The sequence below is a fragment of the Achromobacter sp. MUI-25009338 genome (genome assembly GCF_057359325.1).
On sequence record NZ_CM170627.1, the window covers coordinates 2,871,752 to 2,887,944 of the forward strand.

A 16,193-nucleotide genomic window follows, 5' to 3' on the forward strand; every position below is an offset into this window, starting at 1 on the left:
TGGAGCGATGGAACTATGCGACGCATCCTTGCTGCGGTGCTGCTGGTCTGTTTGCTGGCGTGGGCCGGCGCCTATAGCGCGCTGCCCCCCGCCGAACTCAATGTCTGGATCGTGCGCGATCAGCTGATCCTGCTGACCGGGCTTTCCGCTTACGCGGTGATGACGCTGATCATGCTGCTGGCGGTGCGGCCGATGTGGCTGGAGACGCGGCTGGGCGGGCTGGACAAGATGTACCGGCTGCACAAATGGAGCGGCATCCTGGCCACGGCGCTGGCCGCGGCCCACTACCTCATCAAGGTGGGCAAGCCGGTGCTGCTGGCCATGTTCGATCCCGTGCCCAAGACGCCGCGCACGGCCGCCTTGCTGGACATGTTCCGCGGCTCGGCCAAGGACATCGGCGAATGGGCGGTGTGGATACTGGTGGCGCTGGTGCTGCTGACGCTGTGGCGCCGCTTTCCGTATCACATCTGGCGGCAGGTGCACCGGATCTCGGCCGTGATTTTCCTGGTGGTGGCGTTCCATGGCGTGGTGCTGGCGCCGGCGGCATGGTGGAGCCAACCGGTCGGCTGGGTGCTGGCCGCCTGTACGGCGGTGGGCGGCGTGTGCGCGCTGATGGCGCTGGCCGGGCTGATCGGCCGTTCGCGGCGCTACAAGGGCCAGGTGCTGGCCATCGACGCGCTGTCCGACGACATCCTGTCGCTGACCTGCAGGGTGGAGGGCGACTGGCATCACCGCGCCGGGCAGTTCGCCTTCCTGACGGCGGACCGGCGCGAAGGCGCGCATCCGTTCACGGTGTCGGGCGCCGACGACGGCACGGGCCGCGTGGAGTTCTCGATCAAGGCGCTGGGCGACTACACGCGGCGGTTGCAGAAAAGCCTGAAGGTGGGCCAGGCCGTGACCATAGAGGGGCCTTACGGCTGCTTCGATTTCGAGCGCGACGATGGCCGCCCGCAGATCTGGGTGGCCGCCGGCATCGGCGTCACGCCGTTCATCTCATGGCTGGAGTCGCTGCAGGCCGAGCCGGCCCGCGCGCCGAACGCCACGCTGTATTACTGCGTGCGCAACGCCGACGAGGCGCCGTTCGCCGAACGGCTGAAGACGCTGTGCGCGCACGTTCCCAACGTGACGCTGAAGATCCGCTACAGCGATACCGAACGGCCGCTCAGCGCGGCCGAGCTGGCGGCGGACCACAAGCCGGGCATGCCCTGGCCCAGCGTGTGGTTCTGCGGTCCGATCGGGTTCGCCGACGCGCTCAAGGACGGGCTGCATCGCCGCGGCATGCCGGTAGGCGAGCTGTTCCACCAGGAAGCCTTCCAGATGCGCTGATCACAGGCCGGACACCTCGACGTCGGCCGGGTAGTCGACCGAGAACTTGAACACGGTTTCGCGCGTCTTGCCCGGTTCCAGTTCCCAGTCCCAGGCGATCCGGTCGTCGGCTTCGCGCTTGATGTCGCGCTCGGCCGGCGACAGCAGCTTGACCGTGATCTTCTCGTTGCGCGAGACCGGCAGGCGGTCCTTGAAGCTGATGCGCTCCTTGGTGGCCTTGTTGTTCTTGACCGTGAACTTGTATTCGTAGGTCACGCGCTGGCCGCTACCCGAAAAGCCGGTGCTCTCGGTATAGCGGTTGACCAGTTCGCGCTTGATCGAGATGCCGTCGTCGGCGCCCAGCGCCAGGTCCATCTTCTCGCCCGGCATCACCGCCTTGAGCCGGCCGGCGGCCACGAAAGCGTCGTCCAGGTAGGTATTGAGCGGCCCGGCCAGGAATGGGAAGGCGGTGTCGTTGCTGGCCTGCGCGGTCAGGTAGGCGGTTTCGCGCAGCGCGGGGGTGGACTGGTATTGCAGCGTGGCCGGCAGCTTGGCGGCGGCGATGGCCACGCGCTGGGTGGTGTTGTCCGAAGGCAGCGTGGCGGGGTTCTTGATCTGGAACGAGGCGCTGGTGGCTTCGTTCTGCACCTGCGCGGTGACGACCTCCACGGGCCGGGGCGCGGGCCTGGCCAGGGTGTAGGCGGCGTCCTCCATCGGCGCGCCGCTGCGCGCGCGGCTCTCGGCCGCGATCTCGGCCTGCTTGCGGGCCGTGGGCGCGGGCGGAGGCGGCGGGGCGGCCACGTCGACGATCCAGGGCTGCAGCGCCGGCGCGCCGCCGCCCAGCGAGGGGCGCGCGGTGGACAGGGTGAGCTTGACGTTGTTCCAGTCCTCGCCGGTGTTCTGGCGGATCACGCCGAAATATCCCAGGTCCACGCTGCGCTCGGCCAGGCGCAGGCGCGCGTCGTACGCCGGCGTCCAGTGGGCGCCGCCCACGGCGTAGGTCAGGTTCAGGTCGACCTTGCCGGCGCGCGCCAGGTTCACGCGCAGCGTGACGGTCTTGCTGCGCCGGGCCTGCGTGTCCTGCAGCCGGGCCAGCTGGTTGCGCAAGGCTTCGATGTCGCGCTCCAGCGTCGCCTTGCGCTCGCCCACCTGGCGCAGCGCGGCCAGCGTACGGGCAAGCGAGTCCGCGCTGAGCGACTGGATGGCCTTCAATTCTTCCAGCGTCGGACGCGCGCCGTCCTTGCCCGGCTCGGTGGCGCCGCGCTGCATCATCAGCACCAGCTCGCGCTGGTTGTCCAGCACCGCGGCCTCGTCCTCGAGCGCGCCATGCCGGCCTTCCAGTTCGCGCAACTGGTCTTCCAGCTGCCTGACGCGGGTGTTGGCGGCGTCGGCCTGGAAGGCGTCGCTGACCTTCACGTCCAGCAACGTGGCCTGGCCAGTGCTGTTGGCGGAGACCTGGACCGAGTTTTCCTGCAGGGATGCGGGCAGCTTTTCCAGCACCAGTTCGTGCTCGCCGGCGGGCAGCTCGGCGCTGCTGGCGCTGCGTGTCACGACCGCGCGGTCCTGGTAGACCGTCACGGCGCCGATGGAAGAGGGCAGCCCGGCGGCCGCGCCCAGGCCGGGAATCGTCGCAATGGCCAGGGCCAGAAGAGTACGTCGCACGGGATCACCTTTATATGGAAGTTCGAAGCGGCGCCGGGCCGCGGACCCGGCGAGCGCGACAATTTACATTGCCCCTCTGGCGCCGGTTTTACAGAAGGTGTCAAAGCACTTCAGGAATCGGGGTGCGCCAGCTCGCGCAGCAGTTCGACCGCGTTGGACGCCGCGGCGGAGCGGTCGTGGCGGCGGTAGGCCATGTCCAGCAGCGCGTGCGGCGCGTCGCCCTTGATCGGACGGTACTCGATGCCTTGCGCGCCCATGTGGCGCATGGCCGCCGGCACCACCGAGATGCCGACCCCGGCCGCGACCAGGCTGACGATGGAGGCCATCTGCGGGGCTTCCTGGATCACGCGCGGCGTGAAGCCGGCGCGCTGGCAGGCCGACTGGATGGCGTCGTACAGGCTTGCGCCGATGGGCCGCGGATACAGCACGAAGTCCTCGTCGGCCAGCGCGGCCATGGGGATGGCGCGCTTGCGCACCAGCCTGTGGTCCGGCGGGAGCGCGACCAGCATGGGCTCGTTGAGCACGCGCTCGGACTTGAACTCCGGGTCGGCGACATAGGGAGGGCGCACGAAGGCCACGTCGACCTCGCCGGCGCGCAGGCTGCGCAGCAGCGACACGCTGGTGCTTTCGGTCAGCGTGATGCGCACGCCCGGATAGCGGTCGCGGTAGGCGCGGATGGCGCGCGGCAGGTAGGGATGGAACACGGCCGAGGCGGTGAAGCCCACGGTGATCGCGCCGCGCTCGCCGCGGCCCAGGCGGCGCGCCGTGTCCACGGCGCGGTCGGCGCCGGCCAGGAGGGCGCGCGCGTCTTCCAGGAACTGGGCGCCGGCCTCGGTCAGCGCGATCCCGCGCGGCAGGCGCAGGAACAGCGGCGTGCCGATCTCGCGTTCCAGCTGCTGGATCTGCTGGCTCAGCGGCGGCTGGCCGATGCCCAGCCTGGCGGCCGCGCGGGTGAAATGCAGCTCTTCGGCGACGGCGGTGAAGTAACGCAGGTGGCGCAACTCCATGATGGCGCGGTCCTATCGTTATTAAATATGGTGGGTAGCAGTTTCATATATTGGACGTATGCAAGACAAAAGTCTATCTTGAATGGGCGCGCCGGTCCTTCCGGCCCGATGTTTTTCGAGAACCCAGATGTCCGCCGCCATACCTTCTCCCGCCGCACCTTCCGATTACCTCGTCCGCGGAACGCCCAGCCTGCACCGCGCCCAGTGGGCCTTGTTCGCCGCCGGGTTCTCCACGTTTTCGCTCTTGTATTGCGTGCAGCCGCTGATGCCGCTGTTCACCCGCGAATTCGGCGTGTCGCCGGCGCAAAGCAGCCTGGTGCTGTCGCTGTGCACGGGACTGCTGGCCGCGGCCATTTTCCTGGTGGGCCTGTTTTCGCAGTCGCTGCCGCGCAAGCGCGTCATGACGCTGTCGCTGGCGGCCTCGGCGCTGCTGGGCACGGTCGCGGCGGTGGCGCCGGACTGGCACAGCCTGCTGGCGCTGCGCGCGCTGCAGGGCGTGGCGATGGGCGGGGTGCCGGCGGTCGCGATGGCCTATCTGGCCGAAGAAGTCGAACCGGAGACGCTGGGCCTGGCGATGGGGCTGTACATCAGCGGCAGCGCCTTCGGCGGGCTGTCGGGCCGGGTCATCACCGGGCTGGTGGCCGACCATTTCGGCTGGCGCGCGGCGCTGGGCACGCTGGGCGTGCTGGGCATGGCGGCCGCGCTGCTGTTCGTCTGGCTGCTGCCGGCTTCACGCCGCTTCAGCGCGCAGCGCGGGCGCGGCTGGGCCGGCGTCTGGGCCGACGTGCGCGCCGGCGTGGGCGCCCACCTCCGGAACGGCCCGTTGTGCGCGCTGTTCGCGCTGGGCGGCCTGCTGATGGGCGCCTTCGTCACCGTCTACAACTATGTCGGCTTCCGGCTGCTGCAGCCGCCGTTTTCGCTGAGCCAGACCTTCATCGGCTCGATCTTCGTGGTCTACCTGGTGGGCATCTTCGCCTCCACCTATTGCGGCCGGCTGGCCGACCGCCACGGCCGCGGCCTCATGCTGTGCGCGGCCACCGGCCTGGCCCTGGCCGGGCTGCTGTTGACGCTGTCGGACTCGCTGCCCGTGCTGATCGCCGGCATCGTGGTGTTCACATTCGGCTTTTTCGCCGCCCACGCGGTGGCCAGCGGCTGGGTAGGGCAGATGGCCCGGGGCTACAAGGCGCTGGCGGCGGCGCTGTACCTGCTGGTGTACTACGTGGGCTCCAGCGTGCTGGGCTCCCTGGGCGGACATTTCTGGGCCGACGGCGCCTGGGACGGGGTGGCGGCGATGACCGGCGGGTTGCTGGCGCTGGCGCTGGCGATCAGCGCCAGCCTGTACCGGCGCGCCGGTCGAGCGGCCGCCTTGCAGCAGGCATAGCACAAAAGCGATTAATTCTCATTTAAACTCGTGGCTCGATGCATTCCGATCCGAGAGCCGCGATGCCTGATTCCATCTCCGATTGCCAGACCCTGCGGCGCGAACACGCCGCGCTGTTGGCCGCCTACGGCCAGGCCCAGTCCCATTGCAGCCGCCTGTTGACCGCGCAAGCGGCGCGCATACTCCACCTCGAAGCCGAAACCATGCGGCTGCGCGCCGCCGTCATCGTGCGCGACACGGCGCTGGCCTGGGCGCGCCAGGACCGCGAGGCGCTGGAGCTATCGGCGCCCGGGCTGCCCAGGCGCGCGGCGCTGGCGCGCACCGTGACCCAGCTGATCGAACGCATCCGCACGCTGTCGCGCGAACGGCTGGCCTGGCAGAGCCAATGCGGCGGCGCGCGGCCGCCCGACGCCGCCGGCATGCCGGCGGCGATGGCGTTGCAGCGCAAGTCCGTGCTGTGCGTGGGCGCCGACGCCGTGGCCCTGGCGCTCACGCGCAAGGTGGTGGAGACGGCCGGCGGACGCTACCTGGGCCATAGCGGCGACGCGCACAGCGCCGAGGCGCTGGAAGCCAGCCTGGTGCAGGCCGACCTGGTCATCTGCCAGACCGGCTGCGTCAGCCACGGGGCTTACTGGCGCGTGAAGAACCATTGCACCCGCACGGGCAAGCAGTGCGTGCTGCTCGACAAGCCGGAAGCCTTGAGCGCGCTGCGGCTGGACAGGGAACCGTTGCGTCGAGTTACCTAGCGTTTCGGCAGCCCGGCTCCCCCCGCAATACAGTCTTGGTGGTGGGGGAGCCTAAATGCTGACCAAGCGAGACCGCGTCGCGCTGCCCTGGACGGACACCCTGGCCCGTCTGGAGGATGAGCGCATCATGCTCGAACGCATCGCCGCCGGCGTGCCGCTGGCGCAGGTGCTGGAGCACGTGCTGCACGCCATCGAGGCGCAATCCAGCGTGGAGCTGCGGACTTCCATCGCGATGTTCGACGAAGCCGCGGGCTGCCTGCGGCACGGCGCGGCGCCCAGCCTGCCGCCCGCGTTCAACGCCGCCGTCGACGGCGCGGCCATCGGCCCGGACATGGCGTCGTGGGGCGCGGCCGCGCACTCCGGCTGCCCGGTCTATGTCGAGGACATCGCCACAAGCCCGATCTGGGCGCGCTGGCGCGACCTGGCGCTGGCCAACGGGCTGCGGGCCTGCTGGTCCACTCCGATCAAGGCGCCCGACGGCCGGCTGCTAGGGGTGTTCTCCAATTACTACGGCGCGCCGCGCGCGCCGTCGGCGCACGATATCGACGCCATCGCGCTGGTGACGCGCAGCGCCGCGCTGGCCATCGAACGCCACCTGACCGAATCCGCGCTGCGCCGCAGCGGCCAGCGCTGGCGCGCCATGTTCGAAGGCATGCAGGAGGCCTTCTTCCTCAGCGAAGCCCTGCGCGACGAGAACGGGCGCATCGTCGACTTCCGCTTCCTGGAGGTCAACCCGGCTTTCGAGCGCCAGAGCGGCATGCAGGAGGGCGACACGCTGGGCCACACCCTGCGCGAGATGATCCCGGGCGTGCCGGGACAGATCATGGACACCTTCGCGCGGGTGGTGGAAACCGGCGAAGCGGCGCAGTTCGAGTTCGCCGTATCCACACCCCGGCAGGCCTGGTACGAGGCGCGCGTGCGCAAGGTGGAGGCGGACCGCATCATGGCGCTGTTCCTGGACGTCACGGCGCGCAAGGCGGCCGAAGGCGAGTTGTGGGAAGGGCAGCACCGCAAGAACCTGCTGCTGGCGCTGGGCGACCGCATGCGGGAACTGCATCTGCAGAGCGTGATCGAACAGGCCGCCTGCGAAAGCCTGGGCCAGCACCTGGCGCTGGGGCTGGTCGCGGTGCTGGACGGGGCCGGCGGCGAGACGCCGCCCACGCTGTCGGCCTGCTGGCGCTCGGCCGCCGACAGCGAAAACCTGGAGCCGCTGCAACTGGACCGCCTGGGCGACGAATACTACGCCGCCCTGGCGCACGGGCGCACCACCTATCTGCAGCCTCTGCTGGCGCAGGTCCAGGGCGATATCCGGCCGTGGGCCATCGTGGTGCCGACCCGCCGCTGGGGCCGGCCGGACGCGGCGCTGCTGGCGCGCCCGCAGGCGGGCAGCCGGTTGCGCCACGCCGACATCGCGTTCATCGAAGAAGTGGTCGAGCGCATGTGCGGTGCGGTCGAGCGTTCGCAGTACGCGCGCGTGCTGGAACAGCGCGTGGAAGACGCGATCGCCGAGCGCGACCGCATCTGGCGGCTGTCGCCGGAACTGCTGGCGGTGGTCGACCGGCAGGGCCGCTTCGTCAGCGTCAACCCGGCGGTGCGCACGATCCTCGGCTGGAGCGCGGAGCAGTTTCTGTCCATGAGCCTGCCTGAGCTGATCCATTCCGAGGACCTGGCGGCCACGCTGGCGGCCTGGGTCCGGCCGGCCGACGGCGAGCCGGCGCAGACCGTGCGGCACCTGGAGAACCGCGTGCTCAAGCGCGACGGCGGCCATTGCTGGATCACGTGGAGCATGTCCTGGTCGAACGACAGCCTGTACATGGCGGGCCGCGACGACACCGACCTGAAGCTGCAGGCCGAGGCCCTGCGCGAAGCCGAGACCGCCTTGCGCCAATCGCAGAAGATGGAGGCGGTGGGCCGCCTGACCGGCGGCATCGCCCACGATTTCAACAACATGCTGCAAGGCATCAGCGGCGCCCTGTACCTGATCGAGCGCAAGCTCGGCGCGGGCACACCGGAACAGGCGCTGCGCTTCGTCGCGGTGGCGATGGATTCTGCCAATCGCGCGGCCCATCTGACCCAGCGCCTGCTGACGTTTTCGCGCCGCCAGCCGATAGACCCCAAGCCGTTCAGCGTGGCGTCGGCGCTGCAGTCCATGGCCGACCTGTTCCGCCGCTACACGGGCGAACGGGTACGGCTCACCTTCGACGTGGAGCCCGGCCTGTGGACCGTGTGCTGCGACAAGAACCAGTTCGAGAACGCCATGCTGAACCTGGTCATCAACGCGCGCGACGCCATGCCGCAAGGCGGCGTACTGACGGTGGCCGCGCGCAACCTGCGGGGCGACGAACCGTCGCTGCGGCAGGCGCTGGAAGTGCAGCCGGGGCCATTCGTGGAAGTGGCGGTCTCCGACGAGGGCTGCGGCATGACGCCGGAAGTGCTGTCGCACGCCTTCGATCCGTTCTACACCACCAAGCCGCAGGGAGAGGGCACCGGGCTGGGCCTGTCGATGATCTACGGCTTCGCCCGGCAGGCCGGCGGCGCGGCGACGCTGCAAAGCGCGCTAGGCCAGGGCACCACAGTGCGGCTGCTGCTGCCGCGCCATGAAGGCGCGGAGGAATGCGCGCCGCGGCGCGCGGCGCCCACGGAGCCGGCGCCGCCGCTGAAGTGCAAGGCGGTGGTGGTCGTGGTGGAGGATGACGCCAACGTGCGCGACATGGTGCACGAATGTCTGGTGGAGCAGGGCCTGCAGGTGCATACCGCGGCCGACGGCGAGGCCGGCCTGGAACTGGTGCTGTCCACGCGCGACATCGACCTGCTGGTGACCGACGTGGGCCTGCCGGGGTTGAACGGACGGCAGCTGGCCGACGCGGCGCGGGCGGCCTATCCCGACCTGAAGGTGCTGCTGATGACCGGCTACGCCGGCAAGGCCGGACGCAACGGCGACCTGCTGGAGCGCGGCATCGAACTGATCGTCAAGCCGTTCTCGCTGGCCACGCTGGGCGAACGTGTGCAGCGCATGCTCCAGACCGCGGGAGCGCCCGGCGCCTAATGCTGGCGCCGCAGCTCGGCCGGCGGCACGCGCAACTGGCCGCGGTACTTCGATACCGTGCGGCGCGCCAGCAGGATGCCGTTGGCGGCCAGTTGCTGGGTCAGCGCCACGTCCGACAGCGGCATGGCCGGGTCCTCGGCCTCGACCATTTCCTTGATCAGGGCGCGCACCGCGGCCGCCGAGCAGGAGCCGCCCGATTCGGTGGCCAGCTCGCGCGAGAAGAAGTGGCGGAACTCGAACACGCCGCGCGGCGTCACCATGTATTTGCCCACGGTGGCGCGCGATACCGTGGACTCGTGCATGTCCAGGTCGTCGGCCACTTCACGCAGCATCAGCGGGCGCAGGGCCACGTCGCCGTACTCGAAAAAGGTCTGCTGGCGCTTGACGATGGCCTCGGCCACGCGCTGGATGGTGGTGTAGCGCTGCTCGACGTTGCGCACCAGCCAGCGGGCCTCCTGCAGTTCCTGGGCCATGGGGCTGCGGTCGTCGAGGCGGGCGCGTCGGAACAGGTCGGCGTAGGTGCGGTGCAGCCGGGCCTGGGGCATGGCGTTGCGGTTGGGCAGCACGCGCCAGCGCGCCTGCCATTTGTCCACGAACACATCCGGAATCACATAGGCCGGCGCCTCGGCGCTGTAGCGCGCGCCGGGCTTGGGGTCCAGGCTGCGGATCAGCGCGCAGGCCTGGCGCAGCGCGTCCTCGGTGCAGCCCAGGGCGCGCCGCAGGCCGGCGCTGTCGTTCTTGGCCAGGCGCGGCAGATGCCGCAGCACGATGTCGCGGGCCAGCGCAAGCGTCTCCGGCGCGGCCTCGGTGTCGGCGGCCAGCTGCAGCATCAGGCATTCGGACAGATCGCGCGCCGCCAGGCCGGGCGCGTCGAGCTGCTGGACCAGGCGCAGCGCCATCATCCATTCGGTCTCTTCGGGCGGCGGATCGAACTCGCCCTGTGTATTGCCGCAAAGCTCGCACAGGGAGGTGCGCAGATAGCCGTCGTCGTCCAGCGCGTCGATGATGAACTCCGCCAGCAGGCGGTCGCGCGGCTTCAGGTGGTAGTTGCCCAGTTCCTGCGACAGGCGCTGGTGCATGGACGGCGTGGCGCAGACCCATTGGGCCTGGTCGATCGCGCCGTCGCCGGCGGCCCGCGTGGGATAGTCTCCCGAATAGGAGGGGGCATCGGGCGGAGGCTGGTCCGCGTCGGAAGCCGGCGCCGGCGCTTCGGGCGCAGGGGCTTCGTGGGCGGCGTGCGCCTGCGGGGCAGGCGCCGGCGCGCCGTCCTGTTCGTCCTCGGGATTTTCCAGGAACGGGTTGGTGGCCAGCGCGTGTTCCACCGCGGTGGTGAATTCCAAGGCTGTCATCTGCAGCAGCTTGACCGATTGCTGCAGGCGGGGCGCCAGAGTCATTTGCTGGCGCAGGCGCAATTCTTGCGTAGGGTAGCCCAATCGAGACTCCAGGATGAGGGCCGCCGGACGGCAGCGCACCCCGGTATACATGCAAATTCCGTGCCAGCCGCGGCGGCGGGCGGGCAGGCGGCCCGCACGCGCCGCGCAGGGCCGGTATTACAAAGCCGCGGTAAGAATTGCCCAGCCGGCCGGTTCAGCTTTCGCCTACGTCCAGGCCGTAGGCGTCGAGCCGGTTGTAAAGGGTCTTGAGGCTGATGCCCAGTGTCTGCGCCGCCAGCCGCTTGTCGCCCTCGTGGTGGGCCAGCGTGGCCAGGATGTACTCGCGTTGGGCGCGTTCGAGCGGCATGCCGACGGGCAGGCATAGCGTGCCGTCGCGCAGCTCGCCGCGAGGCACGTCGCGCGCCCGCGCCAGGGCGCTGGCGTCGAGCTCGGCGTCGGCCAGGATATAGGCGCGCTGCACCGTGTTGCGCAGCTCGCGCACATTGCCCGGCCAATCGTGCTGCGCAATCGCATCCTGCATGGCGCGGGAGAAGGTTTTTTGCGTGCCGTGCTCGCGGTTCAGCGCGTCCAGGAAGCGCTGGGCCAGTATCCGCGCGTCGTCGCCGCGCTCGCGCAAGGGAGGCACGCGCAGCGGCACCACCAGCAGCCGGTGCAGGAAATCCTGCCGCAGCCGGCCTTCGGCCACGGCGGCCTGCGGGTCGCGGTTGCTGGCGCAGATGACGCGCACGTTGGCGCGCAGCAGGTCGGCCCCGCCGACACGCTGGTACGTGCCCGATTCCAGCACCCGCAGGAAATGCACCTGCATATCGGGCGGCATTTCGGTCACTTCGTCCAGGAACAGCGTGCCGCCGCTGGCGTACTCGAAATAGCCGGCGTTCTGCGCCACCGCGCCGGTGAAGCTGCCTTTTTCGTGGCCGAACAATTCGGCATGCGCCAGCGTGCCGCTGATGGCGCCGCAATTGACGGCCACGAACGGCTGGTCGCGGCGGTCGCTGGTTTCATGGATGGCGCGCGCGACGATTTCCTTGCCGGTGCCGCTTTCTCCCACGATGAAGACGCTGGCGTCGGTGGCGGCCGCCAGCCGGAGCTGGGAGGCCAGCTTTTGCATCGCCGGCGAAAGGCCGTCGGCGTCCATCAGCGCCGAAGGGGAGGCGGCGGCGGCATCGCGCGCGGCGGCATTGACAGTGCGATTGGCCATGCGGATTCCTTGGCCCGGGCGCGGGCCGTTGTCCAGATTGCATCGTAGAGGGCGGCCGCGGCGGCGTATGCGACCAGTTGCAAGTATTCGAAAACGTTGATGGAAAGTATCCAATATTTACCCATCGCGCGACGCCAGCCGCTATGCTGAACCGTGGCTCAACAAGGAGCAGGGAATGCCCCATTTGCTGATCGTCGACGACGACGCCGCGATACGCGAAACGCTGGCCGAAATAGGCCGGGACAGCGGCTTTTCGGTGGCGCTGGCCGCGAGCATCAAGGATGCGATGATCCAACTCGAACGGCAGGCGCCCGATCTGGTCCTGACCGACGTCCGCCTGCCCGAGGGCAGCGGCATGGACATCTTCAAGAACGCGGCCGCGGCCAGCGCCGAGGTCGTGGTGATGACCGGCCACGGCACGGTGGACAACGCCGTGCAGGCGCTGCGGCTGGGCGCCACCGACTACCTCGTCAAGCCCATCTGCATGGAGCGGCTGAACGATATCCTCACGCGCATCGCCGCGGGCGCGGGCGGCGACCTGGCCGGCCAGCCGTTCGAGGAGCCGGGACGTTTCGGCAAGATGTACGGCGCTTCCGAACGGATGCGGGACCTGTACCGCCAGCTGGGACGCGTGGCGCCCACCAACGTCACCACCCTGGTCATCGGCGAAAGCGGCACCGGCAAGGAACTGGCGGCCCACGCCATCCATGAACTCAGCCCGCGCCGGCAGCGGCCCTTCATCGCGGTCAATTGCGGCGCGATTTCGCCCAACCTGATCGAAAGCGAAATGTTCGGCCACGAACGCGGCAGCTTCACCGGCGCCGACCGCCAGCACAAGGGCTACTTCGAGCGCGCCGACGGCGGCACGCTGTTCCTGGACGAAGTGACCGAGATGCCGCTTGACCTGCAGGTCAAGCTGCTGCGCGTGCTGGAGACGGGCCAGTTCATGCGCGTGGGCACCAACCGCGAAATCGCCTGCGACATCCGCATCGTGGCCGCCACCAACCGCAACCCCGAACAGGCGGTGCGCGACGGCAAGCTGCGCGAGGATCTGTATTACCGGCTCAGCGTGTTCCCGGTGGAGCTGCCGCCGCTGCGCGAGCGCGGCGACGACATCCTGCTGCTGGCGCGGCGCTTTCTCGCCACGCAGAACCAGGAGTCCGGCACCAGCAAGGATTTTTCCCCGGCCGCGCTGCAACGGCTGCAGCAGTACGAATGGCCGGGCAACGTGCGCGAGCTGAAGAACTTCGTGCGCCGCGCCTTCATCATGGCCGACGGCAATGTGCTGGAGGCCGACATGCTGGCGCCGCAGGTGTCTCCGTCGGACGCCTCGGCCACGGGCGGGCGCGTCAGCGTGCCGGTGGGCGAGACGCTGGCCGAGGTGGACCGGCGGCTCATCCTGGCCACGCTGGAGCGCTGCAACGGCGTCAAGAAGCAGACGGCGGCGATGCTGGGCATCAGCCCCAAGACCCTGTACAACCGGCTCGAAGAATACGCCGCGGCGGGCTATGTGCTGCCGGGCGAACCCGGGGCCCGCCCGCCGCGGCGCTAAGGCCTTATTTGCCGTAGCGCGCCTTCAGGTCCGCGATACAGGCATCCTTGGCGTTGCCCGACATGGCGTCGCATTTCTCCTTGCCGACCTTATAGTCGGCGTCGTTGCGCGTCTTGGCGGCGTCGCGGTTGGCTTCGGCCTTCTGCTTGCCGGCCTTGGCCTCGGCCTTGGCCTTGTCGCGCGAGGCTTCCGCCTCCTGCTGGCAGATGTCCTTCTGGTTGCCCTTCATCGCGTCGCAGCGCTTCTTGTCGAGTTTGTACTGATCGTCGATCTGGTCGTCGCTGCGCACGGCGGCGGCGCCCGACGCGGGCTGCGCCGGCGCCTGGAAGGCGAGCGCGCTCAGGCCCAGGGCCACGGCAGGAAGAACGGCTAGGGACAGTTTCATGGTTGACTCCTCGGGTTGTGGTCCGACCACGCGCGGACCCGGGCGTCGACACGCAAGCGGCGTTCCCGGCGGGCCGGGCATGCGGCTTGCAGACCCGTTCGCGTTGCAGCAAGAGAGGGATCGGCATGGATACCGAACGTAAACGCGACGGCGGCGCGCGCGCCAATACGCCGCAGGACGAGACCGAAGCCGCGCATCGCAGCGGCAAGCTGGGCGCGGACAAGCCGGGCTTCGGCAAGCCGCCGGCGCATCCGGCGCGCCCGGCCGACAAGAAACCGAACGAGAAGGGGCCGGAGTTCGAAGAGGGCGGCCAATACCCGGGCAAGCGTCCCGGCGGCAAATAGGCGGGAGCCGGCGCGCGGGCATGGCGGTTGCTGGGCTAGCAGCAAGCCATTCCCGTACCGGAGGTTTCCCATGGCCTTGATCGTCGCCGCCCGATTCGACACCTTCGACGAGGCCGCCGTGGCGGCCCGTCAGCTCTTCGACCAGGGCTTCACCGAGGACGACATCCATACGTTCTACATCAACACGGCGGGCGAGCACGCACGGTTTCCCATAGGCGGAGACCGCATCGCCGACCCGGACGCCAAGGGCGGGCACTTCGGCGCCGTGGCCGGCGCTTCCGTGCTGGGCCTGCTGTTCGCGCTGGCCGGCGGGCTGGTGGCGGCGCGGCTGGCCGCCTCCATCCTGGTCGTGATCGCCGCGGCCGGCGTCGGCGCCTACCTGGGCGCGCTGGCCGGCGCGCTGTGGGTCGTGGGCCGCGGCCGGCGCGCACGTCCCGGCGTGCCGGCCGCGCCCGACGAGCACCCGGACCTGAGGCCGGCCGGCGTCATGCTGGCGCTGCACGTCGCGCCGGACCGCGATGCGCTGGCGCGCAGCGTGCTGCGGCAGGCCGGCGGCAAGGACATCGAAAGAGCGCAGGGCCGCTGGCTGGAAGGGAAGTGGGAGGACTTCGATCCCCTGACCCCGCCCCGGAGAGCGGCATGAGCGCGCCGCGGATGCGCGCCTGGGCCGCGGCGCTGCTGCTGGCCGCGCTGGGGCCGTTGCAGGCGCAGGACCTGCCCGAGGCCGACGCGCGCTTTCTACAGGCGGCCGCGGGCTCGGGCATGTTCGAGATCGAGGCCGCGAGGCTGGCGCAGCAGCGCGCCGACAGCCGCGCGGTCAAATCCTATGCGGCGCAGATGCTGGAGCAGCATCGCGCCATCGACAAAGAACTGAGGACGCTGGCGCAGCGCAAGCAGGTGACGCTGCCCGACCAGCCGTCCGAGCCGGACCGCAGCACGCTGGAACAACTGCGCAACCGCAGCGGGGCGGACTTCGACGTGGTCTACGCCAAGCGGGCCGCGGTGGACGCGCACGTCATGGCCAACCGCCTGTACGAGACCGCGGCGCGCGAGTCGGAGGACCCGCAGGTGCGCGATTTCGCCACGCGCGTGCTGCCGGTGGTGACCCAGCACCTGGCCATGAGCCGCGAGTTGCAGCAGGGCCGGCCCGCCAACGGCGACAAGATCCAGCCGCCGGTCAAGGGCGAGGCGCCGGCGGTGTCGCCCGCCTCGCGCGACGCGCCGGCCTCGATCGCGCCGCCCAAATGATGGGGCGGCGGCCCGGCCTCAGTCGCCGGCGCTGCCGGTGATCGGCAGCACGATGCCGGTGATGTAGCTGGAACAGACCGGCGAGGCCAGGAACACGTAGGCGGGCGAGATTTCCTCGGGCTGCGCCGGGCGTCCGAAATCCGTGTTCTTGCCGAACTCCCGGATGGCCTGCGGACTCTGGTCGGCCGGGTTCAGCGGCGTCCACACCGGACCCGGCGCCACCGCGTTCACGCGTATGCCCTGGCCGGCCAGGTTGGCCGCCAGCGAGCGCGTGAATGCGTGGATCGCGCCCTTGGTGGTGGAGTAGTCCAGCAGTCTGGCGCTGCCGCGCAGGCCCGTCACCGAGCCGGTGTTGATGATGGCGGCGCCGGCCTTCAGATGGGGCAGGGCGGAGCGCGCCATGTAGAAATAACCGGTGATGTTGGTGCGCAGCGTCCGGTCCCATTTATCGTTATCGATCTCCGGCAGCGTATCGGTGTGCTGCTGGTAGGCGGCGTTGTTCACCAGGATGTCCAGCCTGCCGAAGGCCTGCACCGCCTGCTGCACCGCGCTCTCGCAAAAGGCCGGGTCCTGCACGTCGCCGGCGATCAGCACGCAGCGCCTGCCTTCTTCCTGGACTGCGCGGCAGGTGGCTTCGGCGTCTTCGTGTTCGTTCAGGTAGACCAGGGCCACGTCGGCGCCTTCGCGCGCATACAGCACGCAGACCGCGCGGCCGATGCCGGAATCGCCGCCGGTGACGATGGCGGCCATGCCTTCGAGCTTGCCGCTGCCGCGATAGGAAGGGGCTTGGTACTGCGGCTTGAGCGCCATGTCCGCTTCTTCGCCGGGCTTGTCCAGATGCTGGCCGGGCATGGGTGGGGTCGGGTGCGGCCGCGCGCCGGTGTTGTCCTGGGTGGGTTTGCTCATATGTCTCTCCTGGGTGCGT

The 16,193-nt window shown here is 69.8% G+C and carries 14 protein-coding genes; 8 read left to right on the top strand and 6 right to left on the bottom strand.

What is annotated here, in order from left to right; genetic code table 11:
- Positions 1 to 15: 15 nt before the first annotated feature.
- Entirely contained in the window at positions 16 to 1,326 is a 1,311-nt protein-coding gene (locus AC1IQ6_RS13685; RefSeq protein ID WP_111825104.1) for a ferredoxin reductase family protein, read from the top strand.
- On the opposite strand, the gene AC1IQ6_RS13690 is transcribed toward AC1IQ6_RS13685, so the two are convergent.
- Complete coding sequence (locus AC1IQ6_RS13690) at positions 1,327 to 2,967, bottom strand: mucoidy inhibitor MuiA family protein (protein ID WP_485866519.1); 1,641 nt, start codon at positions 2,965 to 2,967, stop codon at positions 1,327 to 1,329.
- A 110-nt stretch (positions 2,968 to 3,077) separates the two neighbouring features.
- Positions 3,078 to 3,974, bottom strand: a complete 897-nt coding sequence (locus AC1IQ6_RS13695; protein WP_485866520.1) for a LysR family transcriptional regulator — start codon at positions 3,972 to 3,974, stop codon at positions 3,078 to 3,080.
- Between the two features lie 127 nt (positions 3,975 to 4,101).
- On the opposite strand from AC1IQ6_RS13695, the gene AC1IQ6_RS13700 reads away from it, so the two are divergent.
- The 3 genes from AC1IQ6_RS13700 (at position 4,102) to AC1IQ6_RS13710 (ending at position 9,147) form a co-directional block, all read left to right on the top strand.
- Positions 4,102 to 5,355: an MFS transporter gene (locus AC1IQ6_RS13700; protein ID WP_485866521.1), complete on the top strand. Its 1,254-nt coding sequence runs from the start codon at positions 4,102 to 4,104 to the stop codon at positions 5,353 to 5,355.
- Between the two features lie 62 nt (positions 5,356 to 5,417).
- Positions 5,418 to 6,101, top strand: a complete 684-nt coding sequence (locus AC1IQ6_RS13705) for a DUF2325 domain-containing protein (RefSeq protein ID WP_485866522.1) — start codon at positions 5,418 to 5,420, stop codon at positions 6,099 to 6,101.
- 55 nt (positions 6,102 to 6,156) lie between these two features.
- Positions 6,157 to 9,147 carry a PAS domain-containing protein gene (locus tag AC1IQ6_RS13710; protein WP_485866523.1) on the top strand — a complete coding sequence of 997 codons (2,991 nt, stop codon included), beginning with the start codon at positions 6,157 to 6,159 and terminating at the stop codon, positions 9,145 to 9,147.
- On the opposite strand, the gene AC1IQ6_RS13715 is transcribed toward AC1IQ6_RS13710, so the two are convergent.
- Both AC1IQ6_RS13715 and AC1IQ6_RS13720 read right to left on the bottom strand, forming a co-directional pair.
- The gene (locus tag AC1IQ6_RS13715; RefSeq protein WP_485866524.1) at positions 9,144 to 10,541 is read right to left on the bottom strand and encodes an RNA polymerase factor sigma-54; all 1,398 of its coding nucleotides are present in this window, start codon (positions 10,539 to 10,541) and stop codon (positions 9,144 to 9,146) included. The genes AC1IQ6_RS13710 and AC1IQ6_RS13715 overlap by 4 nt on opposite strands.
- Before the next feature lie 193 nt (positions 10,542 to 10,734).
- Entirely contained in the window at positions 10,735 to 11,649 is a 915-nt protein-coding gene (locus AC1IQ6_RS13720) for a sigma-54 interaction domain-containing protein (protein WP_209165478.1), read from the bottom strand.
- Between the two features lie 265 nt (positions 11,650 to 11,914).
- On the opposite strand from AC1IQ6_RS13720, the gene AC1IQ6_RS13725 reads away from it, so the two are divergent.
- Positions 11,915 to 13,291, top strand: a complete 1,377-nt coding sequence (locus AC1IQ6_RS13725; RefSeq protein ID WP_485866525.1) for a sigma-54-dependent transcriptional regulator — start codon at positions 11,915 to 11,917, stop codon at positions 13,289 to 13,291.
- Between the two features lie 4 nt (positions 13,292 to 13,295).
- On the opposite strand, the gene AC1IQ6_RS13730 is transcribed toward AC1IQ6_RS13725, so the two are convergent.
- Entirely contained in the window at positions 13,296 to 13,676 is a 381-nt protein-coding gene (locus AC1IQ6_RS13730) for a hypothetical protein (protein ID WP_111825110.1), read from the bottom strand.
- 125 nt (positions 13,677 to 13,801) lie between these two features.
- On the opposite strand from AC1IQ6_RS13730, the gene AC1IQ6_RS13735 reads away from it, so the two are divergent.
- From AC1IQ6_RS13735 to AC1IQ6_RS13745, 3 genes are all read left to right on the top strand, one after another.
- Positions 13,802 to 14,020: a hypothetical protein gene (locus AC1IQ6_RS13735; RefSeq protein ID WP_102771218.1), complete on the top strand. Its 219-nt coding sequence runs from the start codon at positions 13,802 to 13,804 to the stop codon at positions 14,018 to 14,020.
- Positions 14,021 to 14,090: 70 nt separating this feature from the next.
- Positions 14,091 to 14,663, top strand: coding sequence for a hypothetical protein (locus AC1IQ6_RS13740; RefSeq protein WP_102771217.1), 573 nt, complete (start codon positions 14,091 to 14,093; stop codon positions 14,661 to 14,663).
- On the top strand, positions 14,660 to 15,268 hold the full coding sequence (locus AC1IQ6_RS13745) for a DUF4142 domain-containing protein (RefSeq protein WP_485866526.1): 609 nt from the start codon (positions 14,660 to 14,662) through the stop codon (positions 15,266 to 15,268). The genes AC1IQ6_RS13740 and AC1IQ6_RS13745 overlap by 4 nt, the downstream gene beginning before the upstream one ends.
- Before the next feature lie 18 nt (positions 15,269 to 15,286).
- Here AC1IQ6_RS13745 and AC1IQ6_RS13750 read toward each other — a convergent pair whose 3' ends face one another.
- On the bottom strand, positions 15,287 to 16,174 hold the full coding sequence (locus AC1IQ6_RS13750; RefSeq protein ID WP_102771216.1) for an SDR family oxidoreductase: 888 nt from the start codon (positions 16,172 to 16,174) through the stop codon (positions 15,287 to 15,289).
- Between the last annotated feature and the right edge of the window lie 19 nt (positions 16,175 to 16,193).

Bases quoted from the DNA above. Each gene is read 5' to 3' on its own strand.
- AC1IQ6_RS13700 (WP_485866521.1), top strand. From the start codon at position 4,102: ATGTCCGCCGCCATACCTTCTCCCGCCGCACCTTCCGATTACCTCGTC.
- AC1IQ6_RS13720 (WP_209165478.1), bottom strand. From the start codon at position 11,649: ATGCAAAAGCTGGCCTCCCAGCTCCGGCTGGCGGCCGCCACCGACGCC.
- AC1IQ6_RS13710 (WP_485866523.1), top strand. From the start codon at position 6,157: ATGCTGACCAAGCGAGACCGCGTCGCGCTGCCCTGGACGGACACCCTG.
- AC1IQ6_RS13750 (WP_102771216.1), bottom strand. From the start codon at position 16,174: ATGAGCAAACCCACCCAGGACAACACCGGCGCGCGGCCGCACCCGACC.
- AC1IQ6_RS13685 (WP_111825104.1), top strand. From the start codon at position 16: ATGCGACGCATCCTTGCTGCGGTGCTGCTGGTCTGTTTGCTGGCGTGG.
- AC1IQ6_RS13740 (WP_102771217.1), top strand. From the start codon at position 14,091: ATGGCCTTGATCGTCGCCGCCCGATTCGACACCTTCGACGAGGCCGCC.
- AC1IQ6_RS13735 (WP_102771218.1), top strand. From the start codon at position 13,802: ATGGATACCGAACGTAAACGCGACGGCGGCGCGCGCGCCAATACGCCG.
- AC1IQ6_RS13745 (WP_485866526.1), top strand. From the start codon at position 14,660: ATGAGCGCGCCGCGGATGCGCGCCTGGGCCGCGGCGCTGCTGCTGGCC.
- AC1IQ6_RS13695 (WP_485866520.1), bottom strand. From the start codon at position 3,974: ATGGAGTTGCGCCACCTGCGTTACTTCACCGCCGTCGCCGAAGAGCTG.
- AC1IQ6_RS13715 (WP_485866524.1), bottom strand. From the start codon at position 10,541: ATGACTCTGGCGCCCCGCCTGCAGCAATCGGTCAAGCTGCTGCAGATG.
- AC1IQ6_RS13705 (WP_485866522.1), top strand. From the start codon at position 5,418: ATGCCTGATTCCATCTCCGATTGCCAGACCCTGCGGCGCGAACACGCC.
- AC1IQ6_RS13725 (WP_485866525.1), top strand. From the start codon at position 11,915: ATGCCCCATTTGCTGATCGTCGACGACGACGCCGCGATACGCGAAACG.
- AC1IQ6_RS13730 (WP_111825110.1), bottom strand. From the start codon at position 13,676: ATGAAACTGTCCCTAGCCGTTCTTCCTGCCGTGGCCCTGGGCCTGAGC.